Raw genomic sequence first — 22,101 nt, 5'->3', positions numbered from 1 at the left:
CAGCTTATTTCACCAGCAAGGATTAACAGGATATTTTGCTCTAAGCATCGCCAAAGTAGCTACACTATTTAATGAGCAAAGCACTATTTAGTAGTAAGCAAGTAGTAGCAAGCAAATAGCTGCAAGCAACCGGCAAGGGGAACATGATGACGACAATTCTTTGTTATGGCGATTCACTCACTTGGGGCAGCGTACCGAATGGCGGACGTTACCCAAAACATCTACGCTGGCCAAGCCAACTCAATGAGCGATTAGGTAAGCACCATCAGGTCATTAATTTGGGCTTGCCTGGTCGCACGACGTTATGGAACGATCCTTTTTTAGAAGGTCGAAATGGCCTTGCGTATCTGCAAGCGGCGCTGGAAACCTTTGGCCCAGTTGATATTTTAATCATCATGTTAGGCACCAATGATTTGAAGCGGCATTTTAATGTGGGGGCTTACGAGGCAGCAAAAGGAATAGAAAAACTGATCGAAAAGTCAAAAATGCCAAACACTCATGGCTTTCCTAGCCCAATCTTGCTGATCATTGCACCGCCAAATATTTTATCCCCAAACGGGGCGGTGGCCGAAAGTTTTGATGGAGCCGTTGAAAAGTCTCAACATTTTCATCAATACTACCAAGATGTTGCGGTTCACAATAAATGCCTCTTCCTCAATTCTGCAGGCATCCTACAACCCAGTGAGATTGATGGTGTGCATCTGGATGCCCAAGCAAACGAGCAACTGGCTGAGGCAGTGTTTTCTCTTCTAAAAGGCAAGGTTTGATCATAACAATATGTTTTAAATAGATTTTTTGTTTTTATTGGAAGAGTCAAAACGACCAAAGCAAACCGCCGAGAAACCCGCTTAGAGCCATAAAAAATGCGATAAAATTCAACCATGTTAACGAACAAGCGCTTTCAGCTATTGACAAAGGAAGGAAGATCTAGCAGCCCAAAAGGAAAGCATGAAAATTGTATGAAATATGCACGATTATTTGAACGTCGTCGCATTTTCACGAAATAATCGCTCATTAATATTTTCTTGCACAAAGTTATCCACAGGGTATCGCGCCCACACCCAGGTCACAATATTTGCTAGTGAACACCCGTATTTACTTCTGTATGCCTGATTTTATGGCTTTTTGTGCCTCGTAATTCATCAGCAAATCCGTATTATTTAAGCCATCTCGAACCTAGGCAGTAAAGGAAAAAGCAATGAAAGTAAGCTTCATCGGACTGGGTACAATGGGTTACCCAATGGCAGGACATGTCAGCAAAGCGGGCCACAGCCTTGTGGTCTATAACCGATCCACAGCAAAAGCCCAAAAATGGTGTGAGGAATACCGCGGCACGTTTGCCACCACGCCGGCCCTTGCGGCACAAGATGCCGACATCGTTTTGACCTGTGTTGGCAATGACGACGACTTGCGCTCGGTGTATTTGGGCCCAGCAGGCGCGTTTCAACATGCCAAGGCCGGTACACTGTTTATTGACCACACCACCGCGTCTGCCGAAGTGGCAAAAGAGCTTCATCAAGCCGCGCGAGAGCGTGGGTTCTTGTTCATGGATGCACCGGTATCTGGCGGTCAAGCTGGCGCGATTAACGGCGTCTTAACCGTGATGATAGGCGGTTCTCAACGTGATCTAGACAAAGCGCAAGCCGTGTTGGATTGCTATGCCAAAGCCACCAGCCTAATGGGGCCTGTCGGCAACGGCCAAATGGCAAAAATGGTCAATCAAATCCTGATCGCAGGCGTACTCTCTGGCTTATCCGAAGGCATTCGTTTTGCCCAAAAAGCGAATCTACACATTGCCACATTAGTCGATACGCTCAAACATGGCGCGGCGGGATCTTGGCAATTAGAGAACCGCGGCCCCAGCATGGCAAAAGACGAATTTGATTTCGGCTTCGCTATTGAATGGATGCATAAAGACTTAGGCTTATGCCTTGCTCAAGCGGAAAAAATGGGCTTAACACTGCCACTCACCCAAACCGTCGACCAAGACTATCAAGATTTAATCGCAGAAGGCCGTGGCCGCCAAGACACATCGGTCTTAATTAAGGCATTGGATAAGAAATAACCTCCTCCTAAAGTGACCCCATCCCAGCCTCCCCCTTCAAGACACAAGGGGGAGGAGCAGACCCGAATTGTCACTGTCCCCCTTATCTAAATAGGGGGAGGTGCGAAATCCTTGCCATCCCTTATGTCTTTCAAGAAAAGGGCTAGGGAGGGGTTATTTTCTTTTTCTCAACTTTTTATGACAATGTCGTCTCTTTTTTTTCACTTTTATTACGCCAGGCATTTCCCTTCAATGCCTTTGTTTTCAAGGCCTCCCACCCTTTATAGCCATTCTGTATTCATTCCACGTATAGGCCATATCGTTATTTCGATTGGTTATTTAAATAGGCTTGAGTAATCTTCAGAGACGCTGTTCTTGATGCTTCTGTGTATTCAGGTGCATCTTTTATAGCTAAAGGGGGCTCAGGGACGAGGCAGAACAACCCCATTCGAACTAGGAGTTTGGATGGGGTTTGTTTTATTAACGGTCATGACAGCAACGCTAAAAGCCGCTTTTCACCCTCAAAAAAACACAAAAGTAACGAACACCTTGATTCGACTTCCCACGTGCTTAGCACGACAATAATTATGTTAATGGAGAGTGACAATGAAAACAGGGCTAGCAAAAATAACGCTTGCACTTATGGCCGCCGGAGCAATCAGTACCTCTGCTCACGCTGCAACCACACTGGTTTATTGCTCAGAAGGCAGCCCAGAAGGCTTTAACCCAGCGTTTTACACCGCGGGTACCACTTTTGATGCAACCTCGAAAAACATGTTCAACCGTTTAATCGAGTTCAAACTGGGTACCACTGAAACAGAGCCAGGATTAGCAGAAAGCTATGACGTATCCAGCGATGGCCTTGAATACACTTTCCATTTACGCAAAGGCGTGAAGTTTCATTCGGCAAAAGATTTCAAACCGACCCGTGATTTTAACGCTGACGATGTGATTTTTACCTTTGACCGTCAGGGTAACAAAAACAACCCTTACCACACTGTGTCTGGCGGCTCTTACGAGTACTTCACCGGCATGGGCATGGACACCTTGATTAAAGAGATGGTGAAAGTCGACGACTACACGGTCAAATTCATTTTAAGCAAGCCTGAAGCGCCTTTCATCGCCAACCTTGCGATGGACTTTGCGTCGATCTTTTCCAAAGAACAAGCCGATGCTTATATGAAAGCCGGCACGCCAGAGAAGTTAGACCTTGATCCAGTGGGCACCGGTCCTTTCCAAAAAGTTCAGTACCAGAAAGACTCTTTGATCCGCTACACCGCTTTCCAAGACTACTGGAAAGGCAAAGCAAAAATCGATCGTCTGGTTTTCTCTATCACACCAGACGCTTCAGTGCGTTACGCAAAGCTAAAAGCGGGTGAGTGCGACATCATGCCTTATCCGAATCCTGCGGATCTTAAGCAGATGGAAGCGGATCCAAATATCAACCTAATGAGCCAAGAAGGCTTGAACGTAGGTTATTTGGCGTTTAACACACAAAAAGCCCCTTTCACTGATGTTCGTGTTCGCCAAGCCCTAAGCTTAGCCACCGACAAGAGCGCCATCATTGACGCCGTGTTCCAAGGCGCAGGCAAAGACGCTAAAAACCCTATTCCACCCACTATGTGGTCGTACAACAAGAACATTGTTGATTATCCATACGATCCTGTAAAAGCGAAAAAATTGCTGGCTGAAGCGGGTTATCCTGATGGTTTCTCTACCAATATCTGGGCTATGCCAGTACAACGTCCATACAACCCAAATGCCCGCCGTATGGCCGAAATCATGCAAGAAGACTGGTCTAAAATCGGTGTGAAAGCAGAAATCGTTTCTTACGAATGGGGTGAATACCTAAACCGTTCTAAAAATGGTGAACACGATACCGTATTGCTAGGTTGGACCGGTGATAACGGTGACCCAGATAACTTCCTATATGTTTTGTTAGGCTGTGACGCTGTTGGTGGCGCGAACCGTGCCCAGTGGTGTAACGAAGAGTTCAATAACTTGCTTCTAAAAGCCAAACAAACGTCTGACAAAGCCGAACGTACCAAAGACTACGAAAAAGCTCAGGAAGTCTTCAAACGTGAAGCACCTTGGATCACCCTCGCCCACTCAGTGGTTTACGAGCCGATCCGTAAAGAAGTAAAAGGCTACAAAATTGACCCATTGGGTGGTCACTACTTCTATAACGTCAGCAAATAATCGACGTTTCGAAGTAAGCCCTTAGGGCTAAAAAGTCTTCGGACTAACAAAAGTCTTCGGACTAACAAAAGTCTTCGGACTACAAGACATCTGCTCGCTGGGACGCGAGCAGATGTCTTGCTGACCGAGCAACTTGCTCGATCACATAATATCTCAAGAGAGCCTGTCCTTTATGTTCCAGTTTATTTTCCGTCGCTTAAGCCTCGTCATTCCGACTTTTATCGGAATCACCTTGCTGACTTTTACCCTTATTCGCTTAATTCCCGGTGACCCTATTGAAGTGATGGCCGGCGAACGCGGTGTGAGCGCAGAACGCCACGCCGAATTAAGTGCGCAACTGGGCTTTGATAAGCCCTTGTATGAGCAGTATTTCCATTATGTCACTGGTGTATTGCAAGGCGACTTGGGTAACTCCTTGATCACCCGCGAACCGGTGATGAAAGAATTTCTCACGCTCTTTCCCGCCACAATAGAGCTGGCGGTATGTGCGGCTATTTTTGCCATTTTTATTGGTTTACCCGCGGGTATTTTTGCCGCGGTAAAGCGCGGCACCTTTATTGATCACTCGGTAATGACCTTCTCTCTCACCGGCTATTCGATGCCCATCTTCTGGTGGGCGCTGTTATTGATGTTGGTGTTTTCCGTTAATCTGGGTTGGACGCCTGTCTCGGGGCGGATCGACGTCGTCTACTGGATTGAGGATGTGACCGGCTTCATGCTAATAGACTCGCTCTTATCTGACGAGGCGGGTGCGTTTACGTCTGCGGTTTCGCATCTGGTGTTGCCCAGTATTGTGCTTGGTACCATTCCTATGGCGGTGATCGCCCGTATGACGCGCTCTTCTATGCTGGAAGTATTAAGCGAAGATTACATTCGTACCGCCCGCGCCAAAGGCATCGCTCCTTGGCGCGTTATCGTGATTCATGCGTTGCGTAACGCCTTGATTCCGGTGATTACCGTGATCGGCTTGCAAGTGGGTATTTTGCTTTCTGGGGCGATTTTGACCGAGACAGTATTTGCTTGGCCGGGCATTGGTAAATGGCTGATCGAATCCATCGGACGCCGTGATTATCCCGTTGTACAAGGCGGTATTTTGATTGTCGCTTGTATCATCATTGTGGTGAATCTCTTGGTAGATATCACTTACGGCATCGTTAACCCACGTATTCGACACAGCCGCTAAGGAGGCGTTTATGACGACATCTACTAAAACGTCCACGACGAGCATGCCATTGACCGCCCCCGCGCCAATGACGCCATTGCAAGAATTTTGGCACTATTTCAGCAGCAACAAAGGCGCGGTAGCGGGTCTGATTGTTATTTTAATTATTTGCTTTATGGCGGTGTTTGCTAACTTTGTCGCGCCACATTCGCCATCGGATCAATACCGTGATGCGCTGTTATTGCCTCCGGCTTGGTTAGAAGGCGGTAACTGGTCATTTGTCTTAGGCACAGACGATGTAGGCCGCGATATTTTGTCACGTTTGATCTATGGCTCACGCCTGTCGATTGCCGTTGGCATCGTCGCGGTGACCGCGTCTTTGATCATGGGCATTTTACTTGGCCTAGTGGCCGGTTATTTTAAAGGCATGATAGACACCGCCATCATGCGCATTGTCGACATTATGTTGGCAATGCCAAGCTTGTTGTTGGCGATTGCGATTGTGGCAATCTTGGGGCCAAGCATTGTCAACGCCGCGTTGGCGATTTCCATTGTCTCGCTGCCGCATTATGTGCGCTTAACCCGTGCCGCGACCATGGCGGAAATGTCCCGCGATTACGTCACCTCGTCCAAGGTGCTTGGCGCGAGTCCACTGCGTTTGATGTTTGTGTGCATTTTGCCAAACTGCTTGGCGCCGTTAATCGTACAGGCCACATTAGGCTTTTCTAGCGCCATTCTCGACATGGCGGCCCTTGGCTTTTTGGGCCTTGGCGCGCAACCACCGACCCCAGAATGGGGCTCTATGTTGGCCGATGCCTTGCAATTTGTGCAGCGCGCTTGGTGGGTGGTGACTTTCCCCGGTTTGATGATTTTGATCACAGTACTGGCGTTTAACCTCATGGGCGATGGCTTACGTGATGCCCTTGATCCCAAGTTGAAACAGTAAGAGAGGTTGTTATGTCACTGTTACAGTTGGAAAATTTAAGCGTTACCTTCGGCAATTTTCGCGCCGTGGATAACATCAGTTACAAGGTCGAAGAAGGGGAAGTTCTCGGCATCGTGGGGGAATCTGGCTCAGGCAAAAGTGTCAGTTCATTGTCTATTATGGGCTTGATCGATTTTCCCGGCAAAGTCAGTGCAGACCAGTTGACCTTCGACGGTCAGGATCTGCAAGCCATGCCAGAAAAGCAACGTCGTAAGCTAACAGGTTCCGACATTGCGATGATCTTCCAAGATCCGATGACCAGCCTGAATCCATGCTTTACCGTCGGTTATCAGATCATTGAAGCGTTAAAAACGCACCAAGGCGGCAGCAAAAAAGAGCTCAAAGCGCGCGCCCTTGAACTGTTAAAGCAAGTGGGCATTCCGGCGCCGGAATCGCGTTTGGACAATTACCCTCATCAGCTCTCAGGCGGTATGAGCCAGCGGGTGATGATCGCCATGTCGATTGCTTGTGATCCGCGTTTATTGATCGCCGACGAGCCAACCACGGCGCTAGACGTGACCATTCAAGCGCAGATCATTGATCTATTGATCGAACTGCAGCGCAAAAAACAAATGGGCTTGGTGTTGATCACCCATGACTTGGCCTTAGTCGCCGAAGTCGCCCATCGCGTTATTGTGATGTACGCCGGTCAAATCGTCGAATCTGGCCCCGCAGCGGAAGTCTTCAGTACACCAAGACATCCGTATACGCAGGCATTGCTGGCTTCTTTGCCAGAGTCCGCCGCCGGTAAAGCACGACTAGAAGCCTTGCCGGGCGTGGTTCCGGGTCAATATGATCGACCTTTGGGTTGTTTGCTCAGCCCGCGCTGCCCTTATGCGACCGATCATTGTCGTAAGGTGGAACCTGCCAACCAAGGCGATCTTGACCGCCAAGTAAAATGCCATACGCCATTGGACAGCGAAGGGAGACCCGCCGCATGAATCAATTTAATAATTCATCCGACAATACATCCGACAATACATTAGATAGCCAATTAATTTTAAAGGCTGAAAATCTAAAGCAGCATTACCACGTCAGACAAGGTTTCTTTAAACCGGACGTGGTGGTGAAAGCCGTCGATGGCATTAGCTTCAATCTAGAAAAGGGCAAAACCCTTGCGGTGGTAGGTGAATCAGGTTGCGGTAAATCCACCCTTGGTCGCATGCTCACCATGATTGAAACGCCCACTGAGGGTAGCTTGTCGCACCTAGGGGAAGACTTACTCACCTTAAGTTCTGACGCGCAAGCAAAGCTACGTCAGAAGATCCAAATCATCTTCCAAAACCCTTATGGCTCGCTGAATCCGCGCAAGAAAATCGGTGCCATTTTGGAAGAGCCTTTGGTGATTAACACCAAGCTTTCCAAAGCCGAACGCAAAGCAAAGGCCCTCGCTATCATGGCGAAAGTTGGCTTGAAAACCGAACATTACGAGCGTTACCCGCACATGTTTTCCGGTGGTCAGCGCCAGCGTATTGCCATCGCTCGCGGCTTGATGCTCGACCCTAACGTCATTGTTGCTGACGAACCTGTATCGGCACTAGATGTCTCGGTTCAGGCACAAGTATTGAACCTGATGATGGATTTGCAGCAAGAGTTTGGCTTGAGCTATGTGTTTATCTCGCACGATTTGTCTGTGGTAGAACACATCGCCGACGACGTGATGGTGATGTACTTGGGCAAAGTGGTGGAACAAGGCACGCGTGAGCAACTATTCGAGAACCCTAAACACCCTTACACCTTGGCTTTGCTGTCTAGTACGCCGCAGCTTTCGCCCGATAAACGTCGGGTGCGTATTAAGCTGCAAGGCGAATTGCCTTCACCGCTGAATCCGCCTTCTGGTTGCGCTTTCCACGGACGTTGCAGCTACGCCAACGAGCGCTGCAAAAGCGAAACGCCATTGCTGAGATTAGACGATCAGGCAGCGCAAGAACAAGGCCACATGATCGCCTGTCACGCGGTGGAAGAAAAGCGCATCGACGCCATCAGCATCGACGCCGCGTAACCCGTCGCGCTGCCTAGCAAACAGATCATACCCGACTCACTGAAAAGTGAGCTTTTGAACGCCCGCAAGGGCGTTTTTTTTATGGCGTTTTTTTATGGACGGCTTTTATGACTGTTTACTATACCAATAATTGATGTGTTGACCTAAAAAATGGATGACTAATTAAAAGCCTCACGCACTACACTCACTAGGCACGTTAATAGCAATTTAGGCATTACCTAAACTTGCTGGCTTATAAAAACAATTAATGCATTGGTGTGTTGTTATGAGATTTGATTTTTCAACTTACGATCTTCAACTTGTAGACGCCTCTACTCAAGCGCTTGCTGGTATTTTATTAGACAAGGGCTTCGGGGAGCATCATTTTATTGAAAGTACAGCGCAACAAAAGCTCGCAACGCTGAAGTTTAAAGCGTTCGGCCCTCTTACTATTTTAGAGTATGGCGTTGGGGCATCAGTACAGGTGCACGCTCCCAAGGTGTCAAACGCGTATTTTTTACAGGTGATTCTGACTGGCCGCAGTGTTGTACAAGGCCAAGGCACAGAGCGCCTATTAACCGCCGGCGATTCGCTGATGATTATGCCTAATACGCATTTTGAATCCGATGACTCGGCAGACTGTAAAAAGCTCATGGTGAAAATCCCCACGGATTTTTTACACCAAACGCTGCTTGAGTTTGGTTATTTATCACCCGCTGGAGCGATTCAGTTTGATTCGGCCGCCCATCGTTTTCCCATGGCGGGGCCGTTATTTAATCTGCTAAATGACATGCTGCAGCAAGATAAATCGACCCTTAACGAACGGGCGCTGGTGTATTACTGCAAGCTACTCAATAGCGCCATTCTCAATATCTTCAACAGTAATGTCCGTTCAGATTCCGTGTCTAACGCCTCATTACATCGCTATATTGCGCGCATTCGTCATTACGTATTAGACAATATTACCACTGACATCACGATCGACGAATTGGCCAGTCTATGCCAGATTAGCCGTAAATCACTTTACAATTTGTTTGAGCGTGAAACAGGGCTAACCCCCTCAACCTATGTTCGTCGTCTGAAACTAGAAAGTGTGCATGCGGAATTAAAAAACAATGAGCGGATTAAGAATGTGACTCAGGTGGCATTGAAGTATGGCTTTACCAATTTAGGGCGATTCTCGGCGCAATACCGTGAGCAAATAGGGGAATTACCCTCAAAAACATTGCGTGATTTTTCTTATTAATCAAATCAAAAAAAAACAGACTGGGCAAAAGGGGAAAGCCCAGTCTGTTCTTGCTTACTCTTTATAAAGGCGTATCAGGCTTATTAAAACGAATACATCGCCATTACTTCCACTTGTTGTCCCGCTGGGCGGGTAGTCGTGTCTGAAGAGGCTGGGCGGTTAGCGATATTTTGATCGCGTAGCTCTACACCAATATCAAGTCCAGGAAGGTAGGTATAAATAATATTCGCTGTTGTCAGTTTAAGTGTATCGTCAGCGACTGCTGATGAAACTTCATCTGACGTCACTTGACCATAACGTAAGTTCATACGCAGCTTGTCACTTAACTTGTGACCCACCCCTGCAGAGAAGCCCGTCAGAGTAATCAAATCCCCTTGAGCATCGACTTCAGACGTAGCTGCCCCAGCAGAGCCATTATAGCCCCAACCTGCGTATACTGCGGCGCCTTTACCAGAGAAACCGCTCAGCGATACACTGGTATCGCCAAATTTAAGTTTCGCCGCCAAAGACAAGGCCGCTCCAAACTCAGAATCACCATTGCCCAAGTCAACATCACGACCCGTAACCGCCACGTTGAATGCGTGACCGTCAGCGGTGCGGTGAGTATAACCTGCCACCATATCTGGGTGATGGGCTTCATTGTAAATGGGGTCTTGTAGGGTTAAACGCACACCGTCTTTGGCATAGTGAGCAACCAATCCCGGTCTAACAACCGCGCCGTTACCCGAAACGGTACCAATGCCTGTTCCATAAAAGTTAATCATTTCGGTATCAAACGGCGCATTGGCAAAAAACTGCCCTGTCCATGTTTGACCAACCGTTAGGTTATCGACCGTAATCGTGGCATGGCGCAAACGAAATACATCTTTGTCCCCTCTAAAATCACCTTCAACAAAACCTGTTAGATTATGGTCGCCTTCTTTACGGCTGGTGGTGACGTTTAAACGCGACTGGCTCGCACTTCCTTCAAAAGTGCTGTTGCTTGTGTCTGGGTTGTTAAACACACCTTCTGCTTTAAGGTAGCCGCCGATTTTAAATTGAGTGCCATTAAACTCACCCAAATCCAGCGCAAACCCTTGAGAAGAAAGGCTTGCAATAATAACCGCTTGTGCAACTTTATTTTTCATTAGCATATTGATACCACCTGCTTATTGACCGTTATATTTATAATTAGAGGATCAATATCGCAAAGCACAGCGCTATAAAATAGCCGTATACTGCAATCTTTGTACACTGTGTGCAAAGAATGAGAAAAAGGTAGGGGAATAGAAAAGGGAACGTAAAGGGGTCAGATCTTTTGACCGACCCCTTTAGCTTAAACGCTAAGCCCGAAACTGCTTTTGCAGTCCCATCAGAAAGTTACGCAGAATCTGGTCTTTGCATTCGCAGTAGTGACGGTTGTCTGGTTTGCGGAAGAAGGAGCTTAGTTCATGCTTGCTTAGGTTAAATTCTGCAAGCGACATGATGTCTAGAATGGCGTCGGCTTGTAGGTTCAAGGCAATACGCAACTTCATGAAGACAATATTGTTTGTCAGGCGCTTTTCTGGCTCAGGTTGTGGGCCTTCGCGTTTGCCGCGTTTGGTGTTGATAAAGCCATTCAGAAACGTCGCCATTTCCACATCGGTTATTTCAACATAACCCGCATCGTCTTCTTTTTTAAGCCAGCTGGTAACTTGTTCTTGTGCTACCACACCGTCTGCGGCAGCAAAAATATCCACTACGGTGAGCTCTTTTAAATCAAAGGTATAGCGAAGGCGGCGTAAAATATCGTTGTTGTTCAAAATATGTTCCTAGTGTTAGGTTAAGGCAGTGCTATGAATGACAATGTGGCGGACTTTATCAGATTGGCTAACATGAAAAAAGTACACGGCAAAAGAGTGCGCTAATTTTCTTGATCGTTTTGCTCCGACGACCTATCAACTCGGCTAACTTTCCCTGTTACAAACACGGTAACCAGAGCAATGACCGTCGATCCACCAATAACACCCCCCAAAACATCATGATCATTCAAACCCAAGTAAACACCGGCGCTCACTCCCAGCACCCCAAGAACTAAACCACAGACCTGCCCAAACATACGCTCTTTAAAAACGTATTCCATGCCTTTATTGGACATCTTATTGTTGTTTTCCAATGCATTTTTATGCATATCCATAAGATGGGAAATATAGCCAGGATGGATAGTCTCGACTTTAATCATTTCGTCTGCAGGAGGGTAATGACTGGAACGGATCTCGGTGTGCGAAGTTCTACTGAGCACCAAAAGTCTCTGAAGCACTTCAGGATCTTTTAGTAAATCCCCTTCTAAAGCAGGGTTTTTGTCCAAGGTTTCTTTTAATGCAGGCGATTCTCGGCCGATCTCGTCAAGCACATCTTGAGGGTTAATTGATACGTCGACATCTTGTTCCTTCAAAGTATCCTTTTACTTTTACACCTTTACTTTTCTGATATGGAGCATATCCGTATTGCTGGGAGAGGTCATTATAGGCCTTTGTCATTGATCGACTGACATCGCGAGCCGATTTTTCAAGCATTTCACCTTCTTTCGGGACCATGGCCATATAATCTGTTGCAGGAAACAAATTAAATACCCTAGCCATTCCTCTGAGAAAATTACTCATACATTATTACCTCATATCAGTATCTTTGACCTTTCAAACTTACCTAACCGAGCGGGGCTGACTTGCCTAACCGAGCGGGGCTGACTTGCCTAACCGAGCGGGGCTGATTATGCGTTTCTACTATTCATCTTCCACTATCTGACACAGTCGTCAATATATATTAACTTCCATGCCGTACATTTCTGATTGCCTGTAAAAGCAAAGCGCTGACGAACAAACTATTTTTCAGCCCCCAGTAACCAAAGGGGTGCTTATAACCCACTACCTAGCCGTTGAGCGACTATTTTTTCTTCGGCTGACGACCATGATAAATGGCGAAGCCTTTGTCTCGGTACAAGCGAGTATGCGACCCCAGCGCGGCGTCTAAAATCGGTGGATAGCGGAGGAAGTCGTTGGCGACAACAAACAGTTCACCATTTAAGGTAAGGTGTTGTTTTACCGTCATAAAAAAGCTTTCCGCTATGCTGTAGTCAGTATTGACACCGGTATGGAAGGGTGGATTGGTGACAACGTAGTTAAAACGGCCTTTGACGTCTGCCAAACCATTGGACGCGACTAAGGTAAGCGCGTCGCTGGCTTGGTTAGCAGCAAAGGTTAATTCCGTTGCTTTGAGCGCCAATACACTGTCATCGAGCGCCGTCATTTTCGCGCCGGTTTTGTTGTGCAACCAAAGTGCAATAATGCCATCGCCACAGCCAAAGTCGAGTATTCGAGCACTGGCAACGTCACTCATAAAGCGATGCTCGTTTAGCTGGTTCAGCAAGATGTTGGTGCCTTTGTCTAATTTACCGTGGCCAAAAACCCCCGGCAAGCTGCACAGTGTTAAGGTTTGTCCGGCGACTTCTTGTTGCCAAGTGACAAGCCAATCCTCGAACACAAATGGCTTAGCAGGACGACGTTTGTAACCCGCGTAAAGCAAGCAGTGTTTCGCACCATCTACCTTGCCGACATCGTCTAAACCCGCTTCTAGGCGCTTCATAGAGGATTTAACGCCGCTTTTATTGTCGCCCACCAGCCAAATTTGACCACCGTCTTTTAACAGCGGCAAAACAGACGCCAATAAATAATCCAACAGCTCCTTGGCTTTAGGCTGGTAGATTACAACATGGTCAAAATCATCACCATTTTCAATCGCCCATTGCGCGGATAAAAACAGTTTTTCGTCGGCAAAACCCACTCGCAACAAAGCATCATAAGCGGTTTTAGATTGGCACCAAGCATAAACGTCCGCTTGTCGGCTGACGTCCTGCGGGTAGGTGTCTTCTGGATTAGCAAATAAAATTTTGCCCGCTAATTCGGTATTATTGCGTACCAATAGTTGGCTGGTCGAATTAAGATTCATAAGTAACAGATAGCTCTTTTATAGAAAGGGTGGTGACTGGCGCCAATAACGTATTTAAGCGCTCAGTAGAAAGTTCAGGTTGCGCTCTGGGGTAACGCGGCGTTTGTCGATCGTTCAGCAAAGGCGAAGACCAGCCTTTGGTGAGGGCTAAAAAGTCTTGCGCAAAAGCGTCGCCATGCTCCAAACAGCCCGATAAGATCACATCAAGATAACTCAGCGCGATAGGGCATTCATCATGAGGCTCAACGACATTATGAGTATGATAAACCCAATAAGTCCCTTGCGGCAGGGTCTTTTTATGATAAGGCGTTAATTGCTCGGGCTTGATTCTAGCACGCCGATAACCACGCTCTCGCTCATCAAATAACGGAAACTGGTCATGGGGGACTTCAACCAATACGCCATTACAGGCTTTTTCAGGCGTCTGCACCACTGCCACGGAACTCATGCCATATTCGACAGACATTACCGACCAATGACGTTCAAAGCCGTGCAGTTTGACAGGCCAAACGTCACCTGTCTCACCCGTCTTCGCACGACTTTCACCGTTCATTAGGCTGCCATAGCCCAAAATAAAATGTCGATCTACTACGCTCATATCGCCTCCAAACAAACCCCAATGCATCGCCGTACCGCCATGATAGCCTGAGCCCGTAGACAGTACTAGCTTACGCTTGATGTTGCTTAGGATTTGGCTTTTTTCGCTGAGCCTTTTAACAGCAGTACTAAGGGCAGAGCCGCAATCGTTACCCACATCATTAAGCGAAAATCTTGCAAATACGCCAAGGTCGCTGCTTGCCCATTGACCACGGCGTTCATTGCGGCCAGCCCTGCGGTGGTGGTTATATTGTAGCTGCCCTGCTCCTGAGCCATCTGCAAAGGTACACTGAAAGGCGTAATATAGTCGGCAAATGCCGCATGATTAATTTGCGTTCGCTGCGCCAAATACGTGGTTACCACCGAAATCCCAATACTGCTACCGATGTTTCTCAATAAACTAAACATCGCTGTGCCTTCATTGCGGTATTTCGGATCCAGTGTCGCAAAACTAATAGTCGACAAAGGCACAAAGATAAAACCCAGCCCCATACCTTGAACCATGCCCGTACGAATAATGTCCCATGCCGTCACCTCGGTGGTAAACAAGGTCATTTCCCACATAGAAAACGTAATCAGCACTAAACCTAAGGTGATGAAATAACGTGCATCGACTTTATTCGCAAAGCGTCCAACGATGATCATCGCTGCCATGGTGCCAAAACCACGAGGGGCGAGAATCGCGCCAATATCAACAACGGGATACCCCATAAGGGAGCTCATAAACGGTGGCAATAACGCCATGGACGACAGCAAGATAATGCCAACAATGAAGATAAACACCATACCAATACTGAAGTTTCGGTCACGGAACATTTTAGGCTCAATGAAAGGCTGGTCATGGGTAAAAATATGCACAAGAAACATATAACCACAAACAAGGGCCAATAAGCCTTCAATCGTCACTTCTAAACTATCAAACCAGCTTTGCGATTCGCCTCGGTCAAGCATCATCTGCAAGCTGCCAATCGCCACGCCCAACAGCACAAAGCCATATAGGTCAAAGCGGCGTTTTTTATCGAGCTTTGATTCGTCTAAAAAACCCGCCAAACCAAGCCACGCGATAATGCCAAACGGTACGTTGATGTAAAACACCCAACGCCAGCTGTAATACTCGGTCAATAATCCGCCCAGATAAGGTCCGAGAATCGGTCCAACCATGACGCCAACACCCCACATAGCCATCGCGGAACCATGCTTTTCTTTCGGGTAGGTGTCTAGCAACACAGACTGCGACAAAGGTACTAGACTCGCGCCAAACACACCCTGCAGTAGGCGGAAAAATACGATTTGGTCCAAAGATTGCGCTGCGCCACACAAAATAGAAGAAACGGTAAAGCCCACGATAGACCACATAAATAGACGCTTGCGGCCAATTTTTGCAGCTAATACACCGGTGAGAGGCATACAAATCGCCGCCGCCACAATGTAAGACGTTAGCACCCAAGAAATTTGATCTTGAGTGGTTCCCATGGCGCCTCTCATATGAGGCAACGCCACGTTGGCAATGGTGGTGTCTAATGCCTGCATGATGGTCGCTAACATAACAGAGATGGTAATCATGATCCGTGTTGTGCTGGCGTCCTTGGGTTGCACGCTTTGCGTAACAGCCATACCTATTGCCTCACAATGCCAAACCGAACAAACGACGCTGATGTTCTGTGTCTATCGTCACCGTGGTACTGAAACCTGAACGCAATACCGGCGTGCTTTGATTTGTCTCGACTAAAATTTTAACCGCTAAGCGCTGAGTAATTTTCACCCAGTTACCCGTTGCGTTTTCGGCTGGAATCACTGAGAACTCAGACCCCGTCGCAGGGCTAATACTCTCTACCTTGCCATGCAGCCTCCTATCTGGATAAGCGTCTATTTCGATATCAACGTCTTGGCCAGGCAAAACATAGGCGAGGTCTTTTTCGGTGAAATTCGCTTCAATCCAAGGTTGTTCAGTGGACACCAACACCATGGCGGTTGATCCTGCCTGCACATACTCTCCGTTATGTGGGACTTTCGCCACCACCCCAGAAGTCGGCGCACGCACATTAACATGGCTAAGGTCTAAACGAGCTTGATCTAATGCCGCTTGAGCGGATTGGTAACTAGGATGACGTTCCAATGCGGCATCTGGATCACCACCCAAGGCTTGTTTTAGGCGAAATAAATCTTTCTCCAAGGTGGCAATAGTTAGCTCGCTGGTACGTGTTGCCTGACGCGCTTGATCGTATTGGGTGTCGGAAATATATTTTTGCTTCAACAAGTTAGCTTGGCGCTTTTCCTCACGCAAGTTGTAGTCATAAAGGTTGTTAGCTTGTGCAATTTCCGCTTTCTTCTCTTCGTAAGCGGCTTTTTGCTCCAAAATATTCAATCGAACTTGCTGGCGTTGCGCCTGTGCTTTCGCCTCAGCGACCCGAAAGGAAGCATCATCGATACGAAACAGTAACTGGCCTTGTTTGACCGTATTATTGTCTTTCACAGCAATGGACTTAATCACTCCTGATACTTCAGCATTAATGGTCGTCATCTCAGACTGAATATACGCATTGTCCGTTTCAACATAACGTCCGCCTTGCATATAAACAACAACCGAGGCCAATACCACGACCAATGGCAAGGCCAATAATAAAACACGCCGCGTTCTGCGCCTCTCAACATGCTTTGGTAATGACGGGGGCGTTTCATGTTCTCTCGTTTCATGTTCACTCATAAAGGGGTGTCTCCAGATAAAGTCTACAGTGACGAATCAGTTGATAAATTGGCGTGCAACGTCAGTAAGGCATCCAACATGACCTCTACTTGTGCGTCGGTTAAGCCCTGCAATGCTTTTTCACGCACTCGCTTAACCTCAATCTCAATTTTTTCTAATAACGGAGCCGCGTCCTTGGTCAGATACAAACCATAGGCACGGCGGTCTGTTGGGTCTGATCGACGCTCAACCAAATTGTCCAACGCCAATTGATCGATCAAACGCGCCAGTGTGATGGGCTGTATGTCGAGCATTTCCGCCAATGTGACCTGCCGAATACCTTCACTATGGGAAACATACACCAGCGCCCGTGCTTGCATTGGCGTCATGTCTAAATCGCTTTTGGTATACTCCCGACGCATCAGTCGAAGAATGTCGGTTAAGAGAAAGCCAATATTTTTTGTCTGCATTTAAATCACCCTATTTAATACGCTATGATTATTATATATGTTACTTACTATATTCAATATGAACGTATAAAGATGCCTAATACTTCCTTAATCGGCCGTTCAGTCAGCCACTATCTGTCCGTCATTCAACTGGTTTTGCTTGATCGAGCAGGTTATCGTTGTCAAACAATGATGAACAACACTGAGACTCACGACACGGTGACTCACAACACAATCAGGAGAATAAGATGAAAGCACCGCTTATGTTGATCACAGGCGGAGGCCGAGGCATTGGTGCGGCCACGGCGAAACTCGCAGCGCAGCAGGGCTACCAGGTTATTATTAATTACAAAAAGGATCGGGCATCGGCCGAAAAAGTGGTCGCCGATATTACCGCATTTGGCGGCTTGGTCCATTGCGTACAAGCTGACATCAGCGATACTCAACAAGTCTCCGAGATGTTTGCAAGGATTAGACGTGAATGGGGAGCGATTAAAGCCTTAGTCAATAATGCCGGTGTCTTGGATCAACAAGCACATTTTGTTGATACCACGCCAGAACGCTGGCAACGCATCTTTCAAACCAATGTCTTTGGCACCATGCAGTGCTGCCAAGAAGCCTTCCAAGACATGGCGCTGAGTCGTGGAGGCCAAGGCGGAACCATCGTCAACGTATCTTCTCTCGCCTCGGTTTATGGTTCGCCAAATGAATATGTGGATTACGCCGCCAGTAAAGGCGCTGTCGATTCTTTTTCCAAAGGCTTTGCTTTGGAAGTGGCGGGCGATGGCATTCGCGTCAATGTGGTGAGACCAGGGTTAATATATACCGACATGCACGCCGATGGCGGCGAAGCTGGCCGAGTGGATCGCATTGGACCCAATTTACCATTGCAGCGTGGTGGACAACCAGAAGAAGTCGCGGAAGCTATCCTCTGGTTACTCAGCGACAAATCCAGCTATTCAACAGGCGGTTTTATTGATGTGGGCGGCGGTCGTTAACCGCGCCGCTTGACGCTATTTAGCAACCACACATTGAAAGGAACTCGCGGTCAGAAAGTCGCCTTTATGGTACTTAGCGTACGCTGGGTAAGGACACAAAGGGCGCGTCATACCCACCATACGAGGCGTAATTTCTGGGTTGTCGGCTCGTGTCGCTGCCACGATTTCTTGCGGCGCTTGGTTTCTTTCGACCCAGGATATTAAGGGCTGAAGCATGTCAAACTGATCCGCCGATGGCCCGCCAGCACCATGCGACATACCCGGCACGCGATACAAACGCACGAACTGATGGGCGCGACCCACTAAACCAAAGTCGAGAAAATCATACCAACGCATGGTGTCTTTGACAGAAAACACCGGATCACTGTTGCCATGGAAAATAATCATCTTGCCGCCATTTTGTTTAAACTCAGTAAGCTTCGGCTTGGCCGCATCCGGTGGGGTCATTATCGCCATGGCGGATGCTTTAAATTGCTGATTCGTGCTGTAGATTTTTGGCGCGTCTTTATCAAAATCAAACTTGAGCAGGTAATTCTCTAATGAATAAATATCGCCAGCCACATTGGTAAAAGGCGTGGTGAACACATGCGCTAAAGAAGCCGCCCCCATCACGCCAATGATAGGTTTATTATTCCACGCGGATACTGGGCTTGCTACTTTCCACATGCGCCAGTTATTCGAACGAATGCCAGCGTCATATACCCAATCCGAGTAGAGGGCTTGGTTTTTCGAGTTATGCGGACCTCTGTGCATCTTGATTAACGCGGCGACCTTTAGCAATGGCAAACAGTCTCGATCAAACTCATTTTTGCAAACTAACGCCTTAGGTTCGAACACCTTTTGACAGGCGTCAGCAGCGAAGATCATATCGTCACTGATACCGTCCAGTGTGTCGCACTGCTCAAGCAGTTTATTCGAAAAAAAGGTCACGTCCCTTTGAGTTAAGGATTGGCTAATGTCGGCGTTTACCCGATGCAACGCTTGAATATCCCAAGCATGCTGTAAAGCGGCTTTGGGCAAATTAAACCCGGGATAACCCACTAACAGTCCGTCAAAACTATCCGGAAAACGCGTCGCCGCGACCATCGCCATGCGCCCGCCATTCGACTGACCCAAGCCATAAGAATAGCGGATAGGCGACTCGTAATAACTTTCCACCAGAAATCGAGCGACTGGGTTTAATTTTTCTACCGCGGCGTAACCGTAATCACGGCGCGCTTCTGGGTCATGTCCAAATACCGCTCCGCCAACCAGGCCCCGTTCAGGGTTCGCGTTTGCGTCATGACCACCATTACTCGAGACCACCGCAAAGCCTTGGTTAATCGCATACTGATAACCTTTAAGCCCTGTCACCTTGCCTAAAGCGGGTTTAACTTCGCCGTCGTTACCGCCATTAAACTGATAGGCAAAACGTCCTTGCCAAAAATGCGGTAAACGCAGTTCAAATTGAATCGAATAAGCTTTATCGTCCACTCCCATGCGTTGCGCCATGACACCAGACACCAAACAATAAGCGCTTCTCACGTCCTTATCTGGCGCCATCATAGTGGTTTTTATACTGACATTATCCGGTGCTTGCGTGGGTAAAGCTTGGCAACTCGCCCCATTCGCCAGAGTGGAATGACTCGTTAGCATAGAAAGCACAATAACGGGGGCCAATACGATAAACAGCGTTCTCATACACATCGTCCTTTTTGATTTTTAATGTCAGAGCAAAGAAATTATTCCCAGTATTATAAGAAAGGCTTTTTTAAGCATGGGATTTAACAGGCAAGCCTTCAAAATAACGAATAATGGGGCAAATAGAAAGTTATCAGAAGAAAGTATTGGCGTCAGAAGAGACAAATAAAAAAACGGGCTGAAAAGCCCGTTTTGCAACGCTTGAATTAATGGGCGCTAAACACCAGCAAATTGGGTGACACCTCATTAAAGTCCAACGCCATGGTCACGCTAAGCGCCGTTACTGTGATAATAGAAAAGAAGAACACTTGTCGTGCCCACTTATTCACATCAATACCTAAACGGTAACCTCGCAACGCCATGGCTAACCACCAAAGGCTAGTCGCCAGAGCAACAACCATAAAGCCAATTCCAACATAGCCAGTCAGTGGTAAAAGTGCTGCAACCACTGCAAAAGCAGCAATGTGGAGGACTATATGGCGCTTGGCTTTTGCAATACCTTGTGACACAGGCAAAACAGGAATACCTGCCGCTTCGTAATCTTTATAGCGAAAAATAGCAATCGCATAAGAATGTGGCATCTGCCAAATACAAAACATCGTCAGAAGAATAGCAGCACCAGCGTCAAACTGACCTGCAGCGGCACAATATCCTACCACTGGAGGAACCGCACCCGATAAACTACCAACAAAGGTTCCATAAACGGAATTGCGCTTGAAATACATGGTATACAAGCCAACGTAGACAACATAACCAAAGGCAGCAAAAGCAACCGCTACCCAGTTAGTAAAATACGCCAATAAAGCAAAACCAATAACACCTAACACAACACCATGAAAAAACGCCGCTTTACCGGACATTTCACCATTGACCGTAACGCGGTTACGTGTACGTTGCATTTTTGCATCAATATCTCTATCGACATAGTTGTTAATGGCACAGCCAGAAGCAACCACTAACGACAAGCCAATAACCGTCGCTAGCATAAGAATCCAATCAATCTCGCCACGGGAGGCTAGAAAGAAGCCCCCCGCAACAGAGATGAGGTTGCCCATAATGATGCCAGGCTTAGTCACCTGAAGATAACGCTTAAACATCTTTATAGGCTCCCACCGGACAGGTATCACATAACATGAAAAAAGTCCGCATAATCATCAAATTACTCTGCTTACATCATCATCGCGTTGGAAGCGTAGATAATCCATACGGACAATCCCACCACCATAACAATGATAACAACAGAAAAAATAAATGAATAAGTATCCAACTTACCTTGTTGAGAAAAGTTCAAATGAAGGAAGTACTTCAAATGTACAAAAATCTGAACAATGGCCAACACAACGATTGTTATGTAAGTTGGTCCTTTATCAAACGCTTCCGTCATAACCATCCAAAATGGGATAGCGGTCAGAATAACCGACCAAATAAAGCCCACTACGTATGATTTAACGCTACCGTGTGAATGCGCTTCAGAAGAATGATCGCTCATTAGATCGCCCCCATCAGATAAACAACGGTGAAAACACAGATCCAGATAATATCCAAAAAGTGCCAGAACAAGCTTAGGCAAGCCAGACGAGTCAATGATCGACCAGTCAGCCCTGTCATAATGATTTCAACAGCTAAAATAACCATCCAAATCAAACCTGCTGTAACGTGCAATCCATGCAAGCCAACAAGGCTAAAAAATGCTGACAAAAATGCGCTGGCTTGAGGGCCGTTGCCATTATGGATCAAATGCTGAAATTCATATATTTCTAGTGCTATAAACACACCACCAAAAATAAAGGTCGCCAGCAACCACATTAACGTGCCAGAACGATTTTTGTTATGAGCACTGATCATAGCGAAGCCGAATGTGATACTTGAAATAAGTAACGCAGACGTTCCCACCAAAATCAGGCTCAACGTAGGCTCAAACACTTCTTTGGCTGTAACACCACCTGCTGAGTTCATAAAGAGCACAGCATAGGTAGCGAAGACTGATGCAAAAAGCAAACAGTCTGTCATCAAGTATAACCAGAACCCGAATACGGTGTTGCCACCAGTATCGTGATGCTCGTCATGAGCGGCGTCGTGAGCGCCGTGTGTACTCATATGTGTTGTGCTCATGA

Annotated in this window: 22 protein-coding genes; 9 read left to right on the top strand and 13 right to left on the bottom strand. The window is 47.2% G+C overall.

Annotated elements, in window-relative coordinates; all coding sequences use genetic code 11:
• The first annotated feature begins 143 nt into the window (after positions 1 to 143).
• The 8 genes from J8N69_RS08510 (at position 144) to J8N69_RS08475 (ending at position 9,617) form a co-directional block, all read left to right on the top strand.
• A complete protein-coding gene (locus tag J8N69_RS08510) occupies positions 144 to 767 on the top strand; it encodes an SGNH/GDSL hydrolase family protein (RefSeq protein WP_227804015.1) in 624 nt (207 codons plus the stop codon).
• A 431-nt stretch (positions 768 to 1,198) separates the two neighbouring features.
• Positions 1,199 to 2,065: an NAD(P)-dependent oxidoreductase gene (locus tag J8N69_RS08505; protein WP_168823532.1), complete on the top strand. Its 867-nt coding sequence runs from the start codon at positions 1,199 to 1,201 to the stop codon at positions 2,063 to 2,065.
• A gap of 585 nt (positions 2,066 to 2,650) precedes the next feature.
• Complete coding sequence (locus tag J8N69_RS08500; protein WP_168823534.1) at positions 2,651 to 4,243, top strand: ABC transporter substrate-binding protein; 1,593 nt, start codon at positions 2,651 to 2,653, stop codon at positions 4,241 to 4,243.
• A gap of 172 nt (positions 4,244 to 4,415) precedes the next feature.
• The gene (locus J8N69_RS08495) at positions 4,416 to 5,426 is read left to right on the top strand and encodes an ABC transporter permease subunit (protein ID WP_168823536.1); all 1,011 of its coding nucleotides are present in this window, start codon (positions 4,416 to 4,418) and stop codon (positions 5,424 to 5,426) included.
• Between the two features lie 10 nt (positions 5,427 to 5,436).
• Positions 5,437 to 6,351 (top strand): dipeptide ABC transporter permease DppC, encoded by a 915-nt coding sequence (gene dppC / locus J8N69_RS08490; RefSeq protein ID WP_211084906.1) that lies wholly within the window; start codon positions 5,437 to 5,439, stop codon positions 6,349 to 6,351.
• Between the two features lie 11 nt (positions 6,352 to 6,362).
• Entirely contained in the window at positions 6,363 to 7,331 is a 969-nt protein-coding gene (dppD, locus tag J8N69_RS08485; RefSeq protein ID WP_168823538.1) for a dipeptide ABC transporter ATP-binding protein, read from the top strand.
• On the top strand, positions 7,328 to 8,392 hold the full coding sequence (locus tag J8N69_RS08480; protein WP_168823540.1) for a peptide ABC transporter ATP-binding protein: 1,065 nt from the start codon (positions 7,328 to 7,330) through the stop codon (positions 8,390 to 8,392). The genes dppD and J8N69_RS08480 overlap by 4 nt, the downstream gene beginning before the upstream one ends.
• A gap of 265 nt (positions 8,393 to 8,657) precedes the next feature.
• Positions 8,658 to 9,617 carry an AraC family transcriptional regulator gene (locus tag J8N69_RS08475; RefSeq protein ID WP_168823542.1) on the top strand — a complete coding sequence of 320 codons (960 nt, stop codon included), beginning with the start codon at positions 8,658 to 8,660 and terminating at the stop codon, positions 9,615 to 9,617.
• Between the two features lie 83 nt (positions 9,618 to 9,700).
• Here J8N69_RS08475 and J8N69_RS08470 read toward each other — a convergent pair whose 3' ends face one another.
• From J8N69_RS08470 to J8N69_RS08430, 9 genes are all read right to left on the bottom strand, one after another.
• Complete coding sequence (locus tag J8N69_RS08470) at positions 9,701 to 10,744, bottom strand: hypothetical protein (RefSeq protein ID WP_227804014.1); 1,044 nt, start codon at positions 10,742 to 10,744, stop codon at positions 9,701 to 9,703.
• Between the two features lie 195 nt (positions 10,745 to 10,939).
• Positions 10,940 to 11,398: a YehS family protein gene (locus J8N69_RS08465; RefSeq protein WP_168823546.1), complete on the bottom strand. Its 459-nt coding sequence runs from the start codon at positions 11,396 to 11,398 to the stop codon at positions 10,940 to 10,942.
• A 101-nt stretch (positions 11,399 to 11,499) separates the two neighbouring features.
• Positions 11,500 to 12,030, bottom strand: a complete 531-nt coding sequence (locus tag J8N69_RS08460) for a hypothetical protein (RefSeq protein WP_168823548.1) — start codon at positions 12,028 to 12,030, stop codon at positions 11,500 to 11,502.
• A complete protein-coding gene (locus J8N69_RS08455; RefSeq protein WP_168823550.1) occupies positions 11,999 to 12,238 on the bottom strand; it encodes a hypothetical protein in 240 nt (79 codons plus the stop codon). Before J8N69_RS08455 ends, J8N69_RS08460 begins: the two co-directional genes overlap by 32 nt.
• 280 nt (positions 12,239 to 12,518) lie before the next feature.
• Positions 12,519 to 13,580 carry a class I SAM-dependent methyltransferase gene (locus tag J8N69_RS08450; protein WP_168823551.1) on the bottom strand — a complete coding sequence of 354 codons (1,062 nt, stop codon included), beginning with the start codon at positions 13,578 to 13,580 and terminating at the stop codon, positions 12,519 to 12,521.
• Positions 13,570 to 14,178, bottom strand: a complete 609-nt coding sequence (locus J8N69_RS08445; RefSeq protein ID WP_168823553.1) for a gamma-glutamylcyclotransferase family protein — start codon at positions 14,176 to 14,178, stop codon at positions 13,570 to 13,572. Before J8N69_RS08445 ends, J8N69_RS08450 begins: the two co-directional genes overlap by 11 nt.
• 86 nt (positions 14,179 to 14,264) lie before the next feature.
• Positions 14,265 to 15,791 (bottom strand): DHA2 family efflux MFS transporter permease subunit, encoded by a 1,527-nt coding sequence (locus J8N69_RS08440; protein WP_168823555.1) that lies wholly within the window; start codon positions 15,789 to 15,791, stop codon positions 14,265 to 14,267.
• A gap of 10 nt (positions 15,792 to 15,801) precedes the next feature.
• A complete protein-coding gene (locus J8N69_RS08435; protein ID WP_168823557.1) occupies positions 15,802 to 16,881 on the bottom strand; it encodes an HlyD family secretion protein in 1,080 nt (359 codons plus the stop codon).
• 23 nt (positions 16,882 to 16,904) lie between these two features.
• Complete coding sequence (locus J8N69_RS08430) at positions 16,905 to 17,330, bottom strand: MarR family winged helix-turn-helix transcriptional regulator (RefSeq protein ID WP_168823559.1); 426 nt, start codon at positions 17,328 to 17,330, stop codon at positions 16,905 to 16,907.
• Positions 17,331 to 17,557: 227 nt separating this feature from the next.
• On the opposite strand from J8N69_RS08430, the gene J8N69_RS08425 reads away from it, so the two are divergent.
• Complete coding sequence (locus tag J8N69_RS08425) at positions 17,558 to 18,307, top strand: SDR family oxidoreductase (RefSeq protein ID WP_168823562.1); 750 nt, start codon at positions 17,558 to 17,560, stop codon at positions 18,305 to 18,307.
• Positions 18,308 to 18,322: 15 nt separating this feature from the next.
• Here J8N69_RS08425 and J8N69_RS08420 read toward each other — a convergent pair whose 3' ends face one another.
• From J8N69_RS08420 to cyoC, 4 genes are all read right to left on the bottom strand, one after another.
• A complete protein-coding gene (locus J8N69_RS08420) occupies positions 18,323 to 19,987 on the bottom strand; it encodes a tannase/feruloyl esterase family alpha/beta hydrolase (protein WP_168823564.1) in 1,665 nt (554 codons plus the stop codon).
• Positions 19,988 to 20,193: 206 nt separating this feature from the next.
• Positions 20,194 to 21,084, bottom strand: coding sequence for a heme o synthase (gene cyoE, locus J8N69_RS08415; RefSeq protein ID WP_168823566.1), 891 nt, complete (start codon positions 21,082 to 21,084; stop codon positions 20,194 to 20,196).
• 71 nt (positions 21,085 to 21,155) lie between these two features.
• On the bottom strand, positions 21,156 to 21,476 hold the full coding sequence (gene cyoD, locus J8N69_RS08410) for a cytochrome o ubiquinol oxidase subunit IV (RefSeq protein ID WP_168823568.1): 321 nt from the start codon (positions 21,474 to 21,476) through the stop codon (positions 21,156 to 21,158).
• Entirely contained in the window at positions 21,476 to 22,099 is a 624-nt protein-coding gene (gene cyoC / locus J8N69_RS08405; RefSeq protein ID WP_168823569.1) for a cytochrome o ubiquinol oxidase subunit III, read from the bottom strand. Before cyoC ends, cyoD begins: the two co-directional genes overlap by 1 nt.
• Between the last annotated feature and the right edge of the window lie 2 nt (positions 22,100 to 22,101).

Origin of the sequence: Marinomonas profundi (assembly GCF_020694005.1) — a bacterium.
In the GTDB taxonomy this organism is placed as follows: domain Bacteria; phylum Pseudomonadota; class Gammaproteobacteria; order Pseudomonadales; family Marinomonadaceae; genus Marinomonas; species Marinomonas profundi.
Note: the sequence above shows the minus strand (reverse complement) of the source record. Positions and strands in the feature narration are given on the sequence as shown.